This window comes from Elusimicrobiota bacterium (assembly GCA_018816525.1).
Lineage (GTDB): Bacteria > Elusimicrobiota > Endomicrobiia > CG1-02-37-114 > XYA2-FULL-39-19 > OXYB2-FULL-48-7.
Map to the genome: position 1 here is coordinate 1 of JAHIVV010000013.1, position 15,552 is coordinate 15,552.

16 protein-coding genes are annotated in these 15,552 nt (G+C 39.4%); 15 read left to right on the forward strand and 1 reads right to left on the reverse strand.

All coding sequences use genetic code 11. The features are described from left to right. The first annotated feature begins 89 nt into the window (after nucleotides 1-89). The 13 genes from KKH91_01650 to KKH91_01710 all read left to right on the forward strand — a co-directional run bounded on the left by KKH91_01650 (nucleotide 90) and on the right by KKH91_01710 (nucleotide 14,280). Nucleotides 90-701 carry an HAD family phosphatase gene (locus tag KKH91_01650; GenBank protein ID MBU0951520.1) on the forward strand — a complete coding sequence of 204 codons (612 nt, stop codon included), beginning with the start codon at nucleotides 90-92 and terminating at the stop codon, nucleotides 699-701. A 140-nt stretch (nucleotides 702-841) separates the two neighbouring features. Next, nucleotides 842-1,882 carry a GAF domain-containing protein gene (locus tag KKH91_01655; GenBank protein MBU0951521.1) on the forward strand — a complete coding sequence of 347 codons (1,041 nt, stop codon included), beginning with the start codon at nucleotides 842-844 and terminating at the stop codon, nucleotides 1,880-1,882. Between the two features lies 1 nt (nucleotide 1,883). Then, nucleotides 1,884-2,651: a type III pantothenate kinase gene (locus KKH91_01660; protein MBU0951522.1), complete on the forward strand. Its 768-nt coding sequence runs from the start codon at nucleotides 1,884-1,886 to the stop codon at nucleotides 2,649-2,651. A 1-nt stretch (nucleotide 2,652) separates the two neighbouring features. Next, nucleotides 2,653-3,378: a hypothetical protein gene (locus KKH91_01665; protein ID MBU0951523.1), complete on the forward strand. Its 726-nt coding sequence runs from the start codon at nucleotides 2,653-2,655 to the stop codon at nucleotides 3,376-3,378. A gap of 5 nt (nucleotides 3,379-3,383) precedes the next feature. Then, the gene (locus KKH91_01670) at nucleotides 3,384-4,616 is read left to right on the forward strand and encodes an ABC transporter permease (protein MBU0951524.1); all 1,233 of its coding nucleotides are present in this window, start codon (nucleotides 3,384-3,386) and stop codon (nucleotides 4,614-4,616) included. A 40-nt stretch (nucleotides 4,617-4,656) separates the two neighbouring features. Further along, a complete protein-coding gene (locus KKH91_01675) occupies nucleotides 4,657-5,328 on the forward strand; it encodes an ABC transporter ATP-binding protein (protein ID MBU0951525.1) in 672 nt (223 codons plus the stop codon). Nucleotides 5,329-5,463: 135 nt separating this feature from the next. Continuing rightward, on the forward strand, nucleotides 5,464-5,754 hold the full coding sequence (gene groES / locus KKH91_01680; GenBank protein ID MBU0951526.1) for a co-chaperone GroES: 291 nt from the start codon (nucleotides 5,464-5,466) through the stop codon (nucleotides 5,752-5,754). Nucleotides 5,755-5,783: 29 nt separating this feature from the next. Further along, nucleotides 5,784-7,427: a chaperonin GroEL gene (gene groL / locus KKH91_01685; protein MBU0951527.1), complete on the forward strand. Its 1,644-nt coding sequence runs from the start codon at nucleotides 5,784-5,786 to the stop codon at nucleotides 7,425-7,427. 104 nt (nucleotides 7,428-7,531) lie between these two features. Next, complete coding sequence (locus KKH91_01690) at nucleotides 7,532-7,993, forward strand: DUF192 domain-containing protein (GenBank protein ID MBU0951528.1); 462 nt, start codon at nucleotides 7,532-7,534, stop codon at nucleotides 7,991-7,993. A 3-nt stretch (nucleotides 7,994-7,996) separates the two neighbouring features. Then, nucleotides 7,997-9,973 (forward strand): cation:proton antiporter, encoded by a 1,977-nt coding sequence (locus KKH91_01695; GenBank protein MBU0951529.1) that lies wholly within the window; start codon nucleotides 7,997-7,999, stop codon nucleotides 9,971-9,973. After that, entirely contained in the window at nucleotides 9,973-11,139 is a 1,167-nt protein-coding gene (locus KKH91_01700) for a putative glycoside hydrolase (GenBank protein ID MBU0951530.1), read from the forward strand. Before KKH91_01695 ends, KKH91_01700 begins: the two co-directional genes overlap by 1 nt. A gap of 2 nt (nucleotides 11,140-11,141) precedes the next feature. Further along, nucleotides 11,142-13,220: a YfhO family protein gene (locus tag KKH91_01705; protein ID MBU0951531.1), complete on the forward strand. Its 2,079-nt coding sequence runs from the start codon at nucleotides 11,142-11,144 to the stop codon at nucleotides 13,218-13,220. 25 nt (nucleotides 13,221-13,245) lie between these two features. Then, nucleotides 13,246-14,280 carry a DUF362 domain-containing protein gene (locus tag KKH91_01710; GenBank protein ID MBU0951532.1) on the forward strand — a complete coding sequence of 345 codons (1,035 nt, stop codon included), beginning with the start codon at nucleotides 13,246-13,248 and terminating at the stop codon, nucleotides 14,278-14,280. Between the two features lie 12 nt (nucleotides 14,281-14,292). Here KKH91_01710 and KKH91_01715 read toward each other — a convergent pair whose 3' ends face one another. After that, nucleotides 14,293-14,841, reverse strand: coding sequence for a septation protein A (locus tag KKH91_01715; GenBank protein MBU0951533.1), 549 nt, complete (start codon nucleotides 14,839-14,841; stop codon nucleotides 14,293-14,295). An 83-nt stretch (nucleotides 14,842-14,924) separates the two neighbouring features. Here KKH91_01715 and KKH91_01720 point away from each other — a divergent pair, with 83 nt between their 5' ends. Both KKH91_01720 and KKH91_01725 read left to right on the forward strand, forming a co-directional pair. Further along, entirely contained in the window at nucleotides 14,925-15,068 is a 144-nt protein-coding gene (locus KKH91_01720; protein ID MBU0951534.1) for a hypothetical protein, read from the forward strand. Then, a partial coding sequence (locus tag KKH91_01725; GenBank protein ID MBU0951535.1) for a cation diffusion facilitator family transporter occupies nucleotides 15,058-15,552 on the forward strand: 495 nt, incomplete at its 3' end. The genes KKH91_01720 and KKH91_01725, both read left to right, overlap by 11 nt.

A 15,552-nucleotide genomic window follows, 5' to 3' on the forward strand; every position in this document is an offset into this window, starting at 1 on the left:
GGCACTTTAAACGACAGCGAAATTAAACTTCTTTTAAACCTTCCCTCCGATCAGAAACCGATATATGTGATTCCGGTTGGTTACCCAAAGTGAAAAATAAAATTACTACTTTTATATTTGATATCGGAAATGTCCTGATTTTTTTTGACAATCAGACTATCGTAAAAAAATTTGAAAAATTCTCCGGAATTCCCGCAAAAGAAATTTATGATTCTATGTTTGATGCAAGTTTCATTAATTCATTTGAGACAGGCAGAATATCAGAGCAAACATTCTATCAAACAGTCTGCAGCAAATTAAGCATCAAAATATCTTTTCCGCAATTCAAGGAAATATTCTCCGATATTTTCACGCCGAATGCCTCAATAGATAAGCTGGTTAAAAAACTCAAGGGCAAATACAAGCTTTGTATCCTTTCCAACGTGGGCAAAACCCACTTTGAATACCTGCAAAAACGCTATCCGATAATGAACATTTTTGACAGTTATTACCTTTCTTATAAGCTCCATGCGATGAAACCTGAGACCAGGATATTCAATGCTGTTTTAAAAGGCGAAAAAGTTAAACCCGGAGAGTGCGTTTATACCGATGATATTGAGCGGAATGTTTTAAAAGCAAAAAAACTCGGTATAAATGCTATACAATTCAAATCTACCAACCAATTTAAAAAATCCCTGAAAAAGTTTAATATTAACATTTAAATGGAAAATGACAGGGAACTAATAGACAAAGCTAATTTTCTACCGTTATGCAAATACTTCATTACTTAGGATTAAACCTGAAAATCGCTTAAACCAGGTAGATTTGACAATAAATCTATAAAAAAGTATAATTATCAATCATGAAAAAGTCACAGCAGGAAGCGTTGCAGGAACTATTTGGGATTGCAAAAAGTTTATCTTCTACATTGGATATTGACACCCTTCTTAAGCGCATCGGGGAAGCCGCCGAACAGCTTACCGAATCAGAAGCCAGCTCAATAATGCTGGTCGACGAAGATAAAGAACACCTATTCTTTAAAGTTACCACCGGCGAAAAAAGCAGTATTCTTAAAAAAATGCGCGTTAAAATAGGCCAGGGCATAGCCGGCTCAGTAGCCCAGGCCAAAGAACCTTTAGTTGTCAATGACGTCAGCAAAGACAGCCGTTTTGCCGGTTCTTTTGATAAGTCCTCGGGATTCATAACAAAATCAATTCTTGCGGTACCCATAATGCTCGGCAGCGAAGTTGTAGGTGTCGCTGAAGTGCTCAATAAATCAAACGGGCAGGGGTTCACCGATGATGATAAAACAATCCTCCAAAGCCTGGCAAGTTTTGCAAGCGTAAGCATTGTGAATGCCAGACTTGCCGAAGACCAGAAAAACTTTTTTGTTTATATAATCGAAATTATCATCCAGGGTATAGAAAGCCGTAACCCCAGTCTCACGGGACACACGGCAAAAGTAGCTCAAATAGCCACTTCGTTAGCCCGCTTTTTGGGCCTTGAGGGACAAGATTATAAAGATGTTTATTATGCGGCTTTGTTGCATGACATCGGCATACTTTCAGCGCCTAAATCGACTTTTCTCGATATTCACCCTACAATGGGCTATAAAATGATTCGCAAGATAAATATCCTTAAAGGCGCCGCGCCCATAATTTTTGCCCATCATGAATTAATTGACGGTTCAGGTTACCCGAAAGGCTTAAAAGGAAACGAGATTCCTGTCGGAGCAAAAATTCTGGCCGTAGCTGAATTTGTTGAAGACATGAGAACCGAAGGCCATCCTTACGAAAAAATAAAACAAATGCTTGAAAACAGCAAAGACAAATTTGACCAAAAAATAATTGATATTTACCTTTCCGAAATAGCGCCGCTTCAAAGGGACGAAGTTGCTGTGTAAAATGAGCGTCCTTGCTTTCGATATTGGAAACACCTCGATAACTTCCGGAGTATTCAAAAAGAACAAGCTCGTTAAGTTATGGCGCATGCCTTCAGATACAGCTTTAAATAAGGATGCCTACCTAAAGGACATCAAAAAAAATTTAGGCGCCATGAATTTTGATAATATTTCCGGTATCGTTATTTCCAGTGTTGTACCAAAACTTGATAAGAAGTTTGTTCGAATCTCGAACAAACTTTTTAAAAAGAACCCTCTATTCGCTAATTCGCGTAACTGCGGTATAAATATACTTTACAAAAAACCTGACCAGGTCGGAGCTGACAGGCTCGTTAACGCTGTGGCAGGTTATAAGCTTTTTGGCGGCCCGTTGATTATAATTGACTTCGGTACAGCTATAACCTTTGATTGTATAAACAAAAAAGGCGACTATCTGGGCGGTTTGATAATTCCGGGAATAGGCCTGTCGGCAAAAGCGCTGAATGTTTTTACTGCCAAACTTCCGCTTATAGAAAACCTTGAAGGGAAACCAAAAAATCTCATCGGTGAAACAACTCAAGAAAGCATTAAATCCGGAATCTATTACGGTTACACAGGTTTAGTACAGCACATTTCAGAAATGTTGAAAAAAAAGCTTAAATGTGATAGAATAATACTCACTGGGGGGCAGGCAGGTATTCTCGCAAAAGAATTGAAATTTAAGATAGTCCCGGAACTAACTTTACTAGGCCTTAAATACATCTGGGAAAAAAACCGCAGGAGGGGAAATTAAGATGAAAAAATTATTAACAGCCGCATTAGTTCTTGCCGCATTTGTTTCAACAAGTTTTGCCGTAAACTATGACGGTATTCTTAACTTTGTGACTTTGGCAGAAACTCAAAAACAAATAGCATTTGATGCTTTGGCAAAAGATATGGGCGCAATCCTTGGCGGCGGTATGCACCACCAGGCAAAAACTTTAGGCGTACTCGGATTTGATATTGGTGTAAGAACGCCAATGCAGACTGTGAACAAGGACGATAAATTACTTACTGACCAGAACCTTAGTCAACTCGGGCTTGCTTTCGTTCAACTTGAAAAAGGATTACCTGGGAAAATCGACCTTCTAGCGCGTGGTTTTTCCGGAGAAGGCCTTACAGCTACGGGTTTTGGAGCCCGCTACAGTTTAGTGTCCCTGGTAGTTGTAAATGTTTCACTGGTAGCAAATTATAACACAATGACTCATGATTATTTAAAAGGTACAACAACAGGTGTTGGCGTAACAGCTTCTTTAAATATTCCGGTAATTCAGCCTTACATTGGCATTACTTCTGAGTCCACAAGCGTTACACCCGGCGCTAAAGCCGCTATTCTGGAAGGTTCCAGCGGCAAATCAAGCGGACTGAGACTTGAAGGCGGAATTAACTTCTCACCCTTCCCGTTACTCTACATTTATGGCGGATACACTATGGTTGCTGATGGCACAGGCTATTCTGCCGCGCTCGGTTTGAAGTTTTAAACGCAGTGCAAAATCCGCTGTCCTTTGAATTCTTCATCGCCTCACGCTATCTCATAAGAAGGCGCAAAGGCCTATTCGCTTTTGTTACCACCACTATTGCTGTAGCAGGTATTACACTCGGCGTAGCCGCTCTTATAATCACTCTGGCAGTAATGAGCGGTTTCCATAACGAAATACAAAAAAGAATATTAAGCGTACAAACCCACATAATAGCCGGCTCAAAAGAAACCGCCGGGCTTACCCTTAACAATTACACAACAGTTTCTTCAAGAATAGAAAAAATTAAAGATGTTTGCGCAACATCGCCTTTTGTCTACGGGCAAATTATTTTGCGCAAAGAAAGCTCCACCAGCGGCGCAATAATCAAGGGCATAGTTTACAACAAAGAAAAGGAAGTCAGTGATATCCAAAAATACATTTCCCTGGGCGACTGGAAAAATCTGGATGACCAGGGAATTGTTTTAGGCAAAGTCCTTGCAAAAAACCTGAAAGCAAACCTGGGAGACAGGATTGTTCTTATTTCACCGCAGGAATTGAACGTCTCGTTCGGCTCAATTCCAAGAATGAAGGTACTGACCGTAACAGGGATTTTTGACTCGGGCATGTACGAATATGACGCAAACCTGGCTTATGTTTCAATAGCTTCTGCGCAGGATGCATTTGCAATGAAAAACAATATTACCGCCATTGGCGTAAAAATCAGGAATATAAATAACACTCCAACAGCCACAAAAGAAATCCAAAATGTTCTAGGAGACAAGTTCTGGCTTCAGACTTGGCAAACCATGAATAAAAACCTTTTTTCAGCGCTGAAATTAGAGAAAATAATGATGTTTATAATACTCACTTTGATTGTTCTTGTTGCCTCTTTTAATATAATTTCAAATCTGCTTCTTTTTGCCATTGAAAAAATCAGGGACATCGGCGTGCTATCCGCCTTAGGAGCTACTAAAAAAAATATTTACCGCATATTTATGTTTGAAGGTTTATTTATGGGGGGCCTCGGTATTACTCTCGGCACCCTGATTGGCTGTACAATTTCATTTTTAGTAAACAAATACAAACTTATCAAGCTTCCTCCGGATGTTTATTACCTCGACAGCGTGCCTTTGCAATTATTTTTCAGCGATATTGTGATAATTGTTTTATCAGCGGCATTAATTGTGTTTTTTTCCACTATATACCCCGCAAAGAAAGCGTCAAATACTGACCCGTTAGAAGCAATAAGGTATGGGTGAGCAGACAACTGGATAATTAAATAATTGGACTAAGACTAAAATGAATTTAATTGAAATTAAGAAGCTCTCAAAAGTCTTTAAGGTAAAAAGCGAAGAAGTAAAAGCCCTTGACAATATCAACCTTGATATCAGTCAGGGTGAAATATTGACAATTATGGGCCCTTCAGGCGCCGGTAAATCAACTCTGCTGCACCTTATCGGATTGATGGACAAGCCCACGCAAGGCGAAATACATATAGAAGGAAGGAATATCCTGGAACTAAGCGAACCTGAACACGCAACTATCAGGAATAAATTCATTGGTTTCATTTTTCAGTTCCATCACCTTCTTCCAGAATTCGATACGCTTGAAAATGTAGCAATACCCGCTTTAATGAACACTCATGCTAAAAAAGCGGAGATACATAAAAAAGCTCTGGCAATTCTGAAAGAAGTAGGCCTGGAGAACAGGGCTAATCATTTCCCCGTACAGCTTTCCGGAGGGGAACAACAGAGGGTTGCTCTTGCGAGAGCGCTGATAAACAACCCTAAACTTTTGCTGGCAGACGAACCTACCGGAAGCCTGGACCATAACTCCGGCTCTTTTGTCATGGATATGCTGCAAAAATTTGTAAAAGAAAAAAATATTACGCTTGTTCTGGTTACCCACAACCAAAACCTCTCCAAGATTTCCGACAGAACCATCCAGCTGGAAGCAGGAAAAATAATATAGAACTCTCCCAAAAGGGGAGTTTGTTTTTCAAGTATTGACAAAAAAAATAAACTATGTTATAATTAGCAATCGCAAGGTAAGACTGCTAATTTTGAAAGGTTTTCAAAAAAGCAAATATTTCAAGGAGGTGTTAGTATGAATTTCAAACCGTTAGGTGACAGAGTATTAGTAGAACCGGTAGAGCAGAAAGAAGTAAAGAAAGGCGGGATCATTATCCCGGAAACAGCAAAAGAAAAACCGCAGGAAGGCAAAGTAATCGCGATCGGAGCAGGAAAGATTGATGAGTCCGGTAAAAAAATTGCTATGGATGTAAAAGTGGGCGATAAAATCCTCTACGGGAAATATTCAGGAACTGAAGTAAAAATAAATGACAAAGAACTCTTAATCATGCATCAGGATGACATTCTGGGCATAGTAGAAGGTTAATTTATTAATTCATCCGGAGGTGAATTTAAATGGCAAAACAATTAGTATATGGTGATGATGCGGTAAAAGCTATAAGAGCCGGCGTTAACAAATTAGCCGACGTGGTAAAAGTAACTCTTGGGCCCAGAGGCAGATATGTAGTGCTTGAAAAAAAGTTTGGTTCTCCTACTATTACAAATGACGGCGTTACAATTGCGAAAGAAATCGAACTTGAAGACCCGAATGAAAATATCGGCGCGCAGCTGGTAAGGGAAATTGCATCCAAAACAAACGATGTGGCCGGAGACGGAACCACAACTGCATGCGTTTTAGCCCAGGCCTTTATCAACCAGGGTTTTAAAAACATAGTTGCAGGCGCAAACCCTATACACATAAAAAGGGGAATGGATAAAGCAGTTAAAGTAGTAATCGAAGAAATAAAAAAAATATCAAAACAGGTAAAAACTAAAGAAGAAACTGTACAAATCGCCACAATTTCAGCCAGCGATAAAGAAATAGGCCAGTTAATCGCAGACGCAATGGAAAAAGTCGGCAAAGACGGCGTTATTACGATTGAAGAAGGAAAATCAGCGGATACTACTCTTGAAGTAGTCGAAGGCATGCAGTTTGACCGCGGTTACAGCTCTCCCTATTTCATTTCTGACGCAGAAAGAATGGAAGCTGTCCTTGACGACCCCATGATAATCATCACAGACAAGAAGCTTTCCGCAATGAACGAACTTTTGCCGGTTTTAGAGCAGATTGCACAGACCGGAAAAAATTTCCTTATAATTTCCGAAGACCTTGAAGGCGAAGCGCTTGCTACCCTGGTGGTAAACAAACTCCGCGGAACGTTGAAATGCTGCGCTGTTAAAGCGCCGGGTTTCGGCGACAGAAGGAAAGAGATGCTTGAAGACATTTCAATTCTTACCGGAGGCCAGGTTATTTCGGAAGAAAGAGGCATGAAATTTGATAAAACGACAATCGATATGCTTGGAAAAGCAAAAAGAATTGTCGTAGACAAAGAAAATACAACGATTATCGGCGGCCAGGGCGACAAAAAAGACATTGAGAAACGCATAGCCCAGATAAGAAAGCAGATCGAAGAAACAAAATCCGATTATGATAAAGAAAAATTACAGGAAAGGCTTGCAAAACTTGTCGGCGGAGTGGCTGTAATCAACGTAGGTGGCGCAACCGAAACTGCAATGAAAACTAAAAAGTTTAAAGTAGATGATGCCATGCACGCAACCCGCGCCGGTATTGAAGAAGGCATAGTTCCAGGCGGCGGAGTGGCTTTATTAAGATGTGCTGAAGCCCTTACCAAAGTTAAAGGTGACGATGCAGATGAACAAACCGGCATCAACATCGTAAAAAGAGCGCTTGAAGAACCTATCAGAGAAATAGTTTCCAATGCAGGCGTTGAAGGTTCCATAGTTATTGAAAAAATCAGAAATCAAAAAGATGTTAACTTCGGCTACAATGCTGAAACCGGAGAATACACAGACCTGGTTAAAGATGGTGTAGTTGATCCGGCGAAAGTTACAAGAACAGCATTAGAAAATGCGACTTCTATTGCCGGTTACCTGCTCACAACACAGGTAATTATTTCTGACATTCCTGAGAAAAAAGAAAAAATGGGCATGCCTCCCGGCGGTATGGGTGGAATGGGCGGAGGTATGGGGGATTACTAAAAGTAAAAAAATACCAAAACAAATACAAATAAAAAAACTCGGTTCCATTTTGACCGAGTTTTTTTATTTGCGAAAACCCTCTATATTTAATAAAATATAGCGCCATGAAAAAAATAATATTTCTAACGTATGACTGCGTGTTTTTTATTTTAACATTCCTATTGAGTTTTACAGGTATTTTAAACGCTCAGAGCGCGAAAATACTCAAAAACCGGCCTGAAATTAACCTGACCATCGATACTTATACCGTCAAAACAGAAATCGCCAATACTTTCAAGAAAAAATCAATCGGTTTAATGAACAGAAAAACACTGGAAGAAAATTCAGGGATGCTGTTTGTATTTCCTATTGCGCAGCATTTGAACTTTTGGATGCACAACACACTCCTACCGCTTTCAATAGCATTTATAAACTCTAAAGGTGTTATAACCGAAATAGTTGATATGAAACCTCTAGATGAAAGCGTAATCCGTTCAAAACATAAAGTTGTATATGCCCTTGAGGTAAACCAGGGCTGGTTTAAAAAAAGAAACATAAAACCCGGAGCTAAAATCAAAGAATTGTAAAACATGGAAAATATTCCTCTTTTAAGAGACCTGATAATCTTACTTGCGGCTTCAATACCGATCAGTATCCTGTGCCGAAAACTTAAAATCCCGGCTATAGTGGGTTTTTTGATCACCGGAGTGATCATAGGGCCGGACAGTTTAGCGCTTATCCGTGAAAAGGATTCGGTAAATGTTCTTTCAGAAATCGGCGTTGTTTTCCTGCTTTTCACTATCGGTCTGGAAATATCCCTGGAACGCTTTGCAAGGATAAAACGCTTCCTTATAATTGGCGGCGGACTACAGGTACTTCTGACAAATTTTGCCGTCATCGTGCTGGCAAAAACATTTGGTTTTACTATACGCGAAAGCATATTTTTTGGTTTTTTCATCTCGCTTAGCAGCACGGCTATAGTTCTAAAAACGTACCTGGACAAAGGCGAAATGCACACACCTCATGCAAATATTGCCACAGGAATCCTCCTGTTCCAGGATTTCTGCGTTGTGCCGATGCTTCTGCTTATACCCACGCTCGGAAGCCAGGAAATATTTTCAATAGGCAAGATATTGCAAACTCTTTTGATTTCCGGTTTAGCCGTATCCGCAATCATTGGAGCAACCTACTTTCTAATTCCAATCGGATTGGCGCAAGTCGTAAAATTCAAAGACAGGGAAATTTTTACGGTCTTTGTAATTCTTCTTTGCCTGGGAACAGCCTGGCTGACAAACAAAGTGGGTTTGTCTCTTGCTATCGGCGGATTTATTGCGGGTTTGATACTTTCCAAATCAGATTACAGCCACCAGATTGTGTCGGAAATACTGCCCCTGAAAGATGTTTTTATCAGCGTATTTTTCATCTCTATCGGAATGCTTGTAAAAATTCATTTCATGCAGCAGATGCTTGTGCCGATACTGCTTATAACTATTGCGGTTATTACTATTAAGTTTGTTTTCGGTTCTGCAACCGTTTTTCTTTTGAAATATCCGGCGCGGATAGCCCTTATAACCGGAATCGGCCTGGCGCAAGTCGGGGAGTTTTCATTTCTGCTTTTAAAATTCGGGCAAAACTATAATATAATTTCTCCCGTTAATTACCAATATCTTTTGTCGATAGCTCTGCTCACTATGCTTTTTACACCGTTTCTTATCCGGTGGGCGCCGTCAGTATTAACCCGATTCAAACCTTTGAAAGAAACAAACCCTTCAGGGCCTGAATACGACACTGAAAAACTCAAGTGCAACCTTTCAGACCACGTAATAATAATCGGCTATGGCGTAAACGGCAAAAACCTTGCCAGGGTGCTGAAAGAAACTGGTATAAAATATTTCATCCTTGAGCTTAACGCAAACATTGTTTCAAAGGCAAAAAAAGAAGGGGAACCGATTTTTTACGGCGATGCAACAAGAACAGAATTATTGGAAAAGTTGGGCGTAAGGTGCTCGCGTGTAATCGTATTTGCTATTTCAGACCCTTCAGCTGTAAGGAGAGGCGTTTGGACCGCCAGGAAACTTAACCCTGATATATACATTTTAGTAAGGACCAGATACCTGGCTGAAATTGAGGAACTCCACAAGCTCGGTGCTAACCAGGTTATTCCGGAAGAATTTGAAACTTCAATTGAAATATTTTCAAGAGTCCTGCAAAGGTTTCATATACCCAACAATATAATTGAAACAGAAGTAAAAATAATCAGAAAAGAAGGCTACCGCATGTTCCGGGGTTTATCTCTTGAACCTTATACTTTAACCGACATTCAAAAAGCGCTTCAATTAAGCCTTACAGAAACTTTTCTTGTCGACGATAAATCGCCCGCGGCAGGAAAAAACCTGATAGAGCTCAACTTGCGCGACAAGACCGGCGTAACCATTATTGCGATAGTCAGGGATGGCAAAGCTTTTACGAACCCGCAAAAAGATTTTGTAATAACTAACGGCGACGTTCTGGTTTTACTTGGAAGCCACAAGCAGCTTAATGACGCGATGAAACTATTGGAAGAATGATGAAAAAATCAAAAAAACCGCTCTACATTATTTTCAGCACTGCGATACTTATTGTAGCCTGTATGATTCTGCTTAGTTTAGATAAGACTATTAGTATCTTTTCACAGGAAAAATCTACAGCACCCGTTGTCGTTCAACAGCCGGCGCCCAACAAACCAAAATTTGTGCATGGGGTACATCTCACTGCCTGGTCGGCCGGGTCAAAAAAATTTCGTAAAAAATTTCAGAAATACATTGACGAAACAACCTTAAATACAGTCGTTATTGCGGTAAAAGAAGCTAACGGCGAAGTTTACATTCCGGGTGTAAAACAAGCCGAAGAATTCGGCGCCTATGTGAATGCTATGCCGGATATAAAAAACTACATTGAAAAGCTAAAATCCCAGAAAATTTATACAGTCGCGAGAATTGTGGTTTTTAAGGACACAATAGCCGCTAAAAAAATGCCGGAGTGGGGAGTAAAAAACCCGGAAGGGGGCCTATGGGAGGACAAAAAAGGGCTTTCCTGGCTTGATCCATTCAACAAAGCTAACTGGGCCTATACTTTTGAAATAGCCGAACAATGTGCCAATTTGGGCTTCGAAGAAATACAATTCGACTATATCCGTTTTCCATCCGACGGAATTATTAAAGATTGCAGGTACAGCCAGCCGCATTCATCAGGAACAGCAGTTCAATGTATCGTAGATTTCATTAAGGAAGCAAATTTAAGGCTTAAACCAAAGTATAGTTTATACATTTCAGTTGACGTTTTCGGACTTACTACATCAGCTGACCGTGATATGGGTATTGGGCAGAGATTTGAAGCCATGGCCCAAGAAGCTGATTTTATCTGCCCGATGGTTTACCCTTCGCACTATCCCAAAGAGAGTTACAATATTGCCGAACCAAACAGCCAGCCTTATAAAACTGTCTATACCGGGCTGCGTTACGCGTCAAAAAGGATGGAAGGGAATGTATCAAAAATACGGCCCTACCTGCAGGATTTTTCACTCGGGTATAAATATAATTCGGAAGAAGTCCTGGCACAAATGCAGGCTTGTTATGACAACGACATCTATGAATGGCTTTTATGGAATCCCGCAAGTAAATACAATTTTCAAGCGCTAAAATCAACAGAAGTTATCAATAAAAAGAACACTACCGTGGATATTTCTACCCATTAAATATGTTCAAGAAAATACTGCCGATATCAATTCTCGCCCTGCTCACAGCCTTATACTGGTATAAACTTATTTGCTCTTCCATGACGGTTTACTGGGAAATCATGTACAAGTTCATGTATCCCTTTATTATGTTTTATTCTGAATCTTTAAGAAATTTTTCAATCCCTTTATGGAACCCGTATCTTTGCTGCGGCACGCCTTTTGCCGCCATGCTTCAGACACAGGTGTTTTACCCGTTTAACCTATTGTTTGTTTTCTTTAACTTTCCTATTGCATTGAATATCTATATTATCGTCCATACTTTTCTTGCCGGTTTTTTTATGTATATCCTGACGCGTTATAACAATTTTGGTGAAAAAGAATCCCTGCTTGCTTCCGCAATTTTTATGTTTAATGGTTTTTTCATTTATCACTTTGAATTCATTCACCATATATCCGCCTATATCTGGCTGCCGGTGATTTTTTATTTCTTTCAAAGAGCTATTGACGAATTAAAAACCAGATATTTTATCATTACATCAGCGCTTTTAACAATTCAGTTTTTTGGGGGATACCCTCAATTCAGTTATTACACAATGCTGATACTTGCGTCCTTTTTGATTCTCAGACTGTTTACAATCAGCACGCTTGCAAATAAATTCAAAATTGCCGGCTTATCCGCTTTTTCATTAATCCTTTTTATTTTTTTAGCCGCAATACAAATCATCCCTACTTTAGAGCTTATGGGGCTTTCAGAAAGAGCTCACGGGTTAAGCTTTGGAACAGCAACCGCTTATTCACTCACTTTAAAGGAAATAATGACTTTCCTGTTTATCCCTTTATGGAATACGTTTTTTTCGAAGGTTTATCATGACGCCCAGACGACAGGCTTTTATTTCGGGATATTAACACCGGTTATTATTTTTTTATCCCTGAAAATTAAAAATAACAAATTTTTAATATACTATTTTTTATTCCTTGCATTTTCAGGATTGCTTTTGGCGCTGGGGACAAATACGCCCGTTTATAATTTATTTCTAAATTACTTTCCGGGAATGAAATATTTCCGGTTTCCTGTCCAATGCATTTTCTTTTCTATTTTCGGAATTTCCTTCCTTTCAGCTTACGGCCTCAGCTATTTTAAAAACGAAAAAATCAAAGCAATTATCCTGCTCTTTTTTGTTGCAGACTTGTTTTTATTCGGGCAGCACTGCTATAACCTGATGGATAATACTTTTTTTTATAAACAAAAACCGCCTTCCTGGCTTCCTGTAAAAATAGAAAATAAATATTACCGCACAATGATGAACCCGCTCACTTTTGAAAAACTGAAAAACTACCTGCCCGAAAGTTACGATGACTGCATTAACTACCAGGACACAAACATTCCAAATTTTCCCGTAACAAATAAACTTTACGACATTAACGGGTATATTATCCTGGGCGTAAACAATTACCAGTCTGTTTTATCGAAATTATTTAAACAGGGTTATAATTCAAAACTTATAAACCTGCTGAATGTCAAATACCTTGTTTCTAACCAGGTAATAAACAATCAAAACTGGCTGTTTCTTAAATCAACAAATTATGGAATTAATGTTTACGAAAACAAAAAAATGCTGCCAAGAGCCTTATTCTTGAGAAAACCAAAATATTTTGAAACCAATAATGAAGCTTTACAATACCTTGGTTCTGGAAATTTCCAGCCTGATAAAGAAATCCTGCTTCTTTCAAAGGATAGGGTTCCAGAAGGTGCACCAATTCCTGCAAGAACTGCAAAAGAAGCTCAAATAAATATTACAAAATACGAACCGGGAAAAATTGAACTTTCTGTAAAAAACGCAGCCCAGGGCTGGTTATTGCTCACTGAAACTTATTACCCGGGCTGGAAGGTGTTTATTGACGGCAAAGAAGGGATTATAGAAAGAGGGGACTATGCCTTTCAGGCTGTTTACTTTGAGAAGCCGGCGTTGAATCACTCTCTGAAATTTGTTTACGACCCGATAAGCTTCAAGATAGGCGCAATTTTGAGTATCCTAGCCTGGATTGTAGTTTTATTGTATACTATTGTTGCCGGAATAAAAAATATGCTGAAAGAATAAGGGAAAAATAACCGGTTACTGTATCATGAATATAAAAAACAACAAACTCGTATCGCTTGTTCAAGGTGAAGACAGAAAACAAAACATAAAAAATTGCCTGACCCTCATAAAAAAAGACCTCTCTGATTTAGAAAAAGCCAAAAAAATCTTAATCAAACCAAACCTCACGGCGTTAGAACCCGATTTTGCAAATACCAGCGTTGAAAGCGTTGAAACTGTAATTGAATTTATCCGCAATATATACCCGGACAAGGAAATTTTTGTTGGGGAAAGCAGCGCCACTGCATTTTATAAAGGGCTTTCTACGGAAAAAGTATTTGAAATGTATGACTATTACAGGCTGGAAAAAAAATATAGTAAAGTAAAATTAATACATTTTGACGATGACAAGGATTTTTTAGCTGTCCCGATTGAATCGGTAGTCGGCGACCGGCATTTACACGTAACAAAAAGAGTCAATGACTTTGATTATAAAATATCTTTGGCCATACCAAAGACTCATAACTTCGCAATAGCTACATTCGGAATAAAAAATATGGCAGACCTGGTCCAGCCCAAAGAGATGTCCATGATCCACGGAATGAAAGGCGGGGTGGAAATTGACGCCCCAAAAACACTATTGGACAGGCTGCCTCCGGGGACTGTATCCAAAGCCCGAAGGGCATTGCCTCACTGGCTGATAAATTTCTTATTTAAATCATATCCCGCTTATAGAAAAAGCGTTAAAATGATCCATAGGAATATTGCCGCTATCGCGAAAGTAACCTGGCCGAACCTGGTTATACTTGACGGCTGGGATTGCATGGAGGGCGACGGGCCTATTGACGGCGAAGCTGTCCGCATGAAGATAGCGATTGCATCCGCCGACCCATTAAAAGCTGACGGGCTTGCCGCAAGAGTGATTGGTTTTGAACCGCAGGAAATCGGGTATTTGAATTATTTGCATAACGACGGCATGGGCGATTATTCTGTTGATAATTTAACGGGCGCTAACATCGAAAAAATAAAAAGAACCTTTAAACGGCACGGAACGTACGACATTCAGTGCGAATGGAAATAGCTGTTAACCTAACTATTTTTCTTTGTTTTGCGCGTTATCTTTCATGTAAGAAGACAAAAAGATACTCTGGCCTATAATAAAAATAAACATGCATCCCATCAAACCGAATAATTTAAAATTTACCCACGCGCTGGTAGAGAAATTAGACATTACATAAAGGTTCAGCGCGCCTACCGCGGTAAAAAAAACTATCCAGCTTATATTGAGCCGTACCCATACCTTTTCAGGAACTATCAGGTGTTCCTGAAGCATTAACTTGATTAGGTTCTTTTTGAATGCTATTTGGGCAGTACCGAGAACAACTGCAAATATCCAGTATACGATGGTCGGTTTCCATTTGATGAACATTTCATTATGAAGGAAAATTGTAAACCCGCCGAAAACAGTCAGTACCAGCACGCTGATTAAAAGCATCGGTTCTATTTTGCGTTTTTTCAGGTAAACATAAATCAGCTGGATAAAACCCGCGCCGATAGCAACGGCTGTTGCAGCGTAAATACCCTTAAACTTGAATACGGTAAAAAACAGAATGATGGGGAAAAACTCGAAGAACATTTTCATGACAAACCAATATTACATATTTTTGCTTAAATTATCAAATCTGCCGGAAAATCCAATCTAAAATTGGTATAATCTAATTATATATGCACCAAAACAACATACAAATTTACCAGCATTTGCATGACTTTCATGAAGTGAAAGAATCCAACTTCAAGAAACTGCTTGTTGTTATCAGCATCACAACCCTTACTATGGCTGCTGAAATCATGATTTGGGATGATTTTTAATTCTATGGCGCTGCTTTCCGACGGGTGGCATATGGGAACCCATACCAGCGCCCTGGGTATTACTTTTTTTACTTATTTTATAGCAAGGAAACACAAAAACGATATTAATTATACTTTTGGCACCTGGAAAGTTGAAATCCTCGGGGCCTACACTAGCGCGATATTACTCGGAGTAGTCGGCGTATATGTGGTATATTCCTCCATTGAAAGAATATTCCATCCCCTGCTCATTCAATATAACCAGGCTTTAATAGTAGCTGTTTTATGCTTGCTGGTAAATGTTGTCTGTGCAGTTATATTAAATGCCGGAGACAGCTCAACCCGTCATCATGAACACAGCCACGAACATAACCATAAAAATCATCCTGGCCATGATTTGAATATGAAATCCGCTTACTTGCACGTGCTTGCCGATGCATTAACATCCGTTTTTGCGATTATAGCGTTATTGGGCGCAAAACTGTTGCAGTTGAATTTCCTTGAC

Bases quoted from the DNA above. Each gene is read 5' to 3' on its own strand.
- KKH91_01655 (MBU0951521.1), top strand. From the start codon at position 842: ATGAAAAAGTCACAGCAGGAAGCGTTGCAGGAACTATTTGGGATTGCA.
- KKH91_01660 (MBU0951522.1), top strand. From the start codon at position 1,884: ATGAGCGTCCTTGCTTTCGATATTGGAAACACCTCGATAACTTCCGGA.
- KKH91_01665 (MBU0951523.1), top strand. From the start codon at position 2,653: ATGAAAAAATTATTAACAGCCGCATTAGTTCTTGCCGCATTTGTTTCA.
- KKH91_01675 (MBU0951525.1), top strand. From the start codon at position 4,657: ATGAATTTAATTGAAATTAAGAAGCTCTCAAAAGTCTTTAAGGTAAAA.
- groES (MBU0951526.1), top strand. From the start codon at position 5,464: ATGAATTTCAAACCGTTAGGTGACAGAGTATTAGTAGAACCGGTAGAG.
- groL (MBU0951527.1), top strand. From the start codon at position 5,784: ATGGCAAAACAATTAGTATATGGTGATGATGCGGTAAAAGCTATAAGA.
- KKH91_01690 (MBU0951528.1), top strand. From the start codon at position 7,532: ATGAAAAAAATAATATTTCTAACGTATGACTGCGTGTTTTTTATTTTA.
- KKH91_01695 (MBU0951529.1), top strand. From the start codon at position 7,997: ATGGAAAATATTCCTCTTTTAAGAGACCTGATAATCTTACTTGCGGCT.
- KKH91_01700 (MBU0951530.1), top strand. From the start codon at position 9,973: ATGAAAAAATCAAAAAAACCGCTCTACATTATTTTCAGCACTGCGATA.
- KKH91_01705 (MBU0951531.1), top strand. From the start codon at position 11,142: ATGTTCAAGAAAATACTGCCGATATCAATTCTCGCCCTGCTCACAGCC.
- KKH91_01710 (MBU0951532.1), top strand. From the start codon at position 13,246: ATGAATATAAAAAACAACAAACTCGTATCGCTTGTTCAAGGTGAAGAC.
- KKH91_01715 (MBU0951533.1), bottom strand. From the start codon at position 14,841: ATGAAAATGTTCTTCGAGTTTTTCCCCATCATTCTGTTTTTTACCGTA.
- KKH91_01720 (MBU0951534.1), top strand. From the start codon at position 14,925: ATGCACCAAAACAACATACAAATTTACCAGCATTTGCATGACTTTCAT.